The organism is Streptomyces sp. A012304 (assembly GCF_026008495.1).
Lineage (GTDB): Bacteria > Actinomycetota > Actinomycetes > Streptomycetales > Streptomycetaceae > Streptomyces.
Genome location: NZ_BQUN01000213.1, coordinates 1 through 318, shown reverse-complemented (window position 1 = coordinate 318; position 318 = coordinate 1). Strand labels below are relative to the sequence as shown.

Annotated in this window: 1 protein-coding gene; it reads left to right on the top strand. The window is 73.6% G+C overall.

The annotated features are described in order from the left end of the window. Window positions 1-318 (top strand): hypothetical protein (locus ALMP_RS42515; RefSeq protein ID WP_264937408.1); only part of this gene is annotated, 318 nt, incomplete at both ends.

Sequence of the window (318 nt, the reverse complement as noted above, 5' to 3'; positions counted from 1 at the left end):
GGTCAAGGGCTACGACCGCAGGACGAGCAAGGAGATCGTCGCGGAGCGGGACGCCCACAGCCGGACCTACACCAACGAGGACGGCACCCGCACCAGCGAGATCTCCACCGACCCGATCAACTACCGGGACCAGCACGGGACCTGGCGGCCCATCGACAGCGCGCTGGTGGAGCAGACCGGCGGCTGGGCGAACGCCGCCGACTCCGTGGCCCTGCGCTTCGCCGGCCGGGCCGACGCCGCGGAGCTCGCCTCCGTCACCCTGCCGTCCGGTGAGTCCTTCGGCTACGGGCTGAGCGGCGCCGCCGCCGTGGCCGGCAC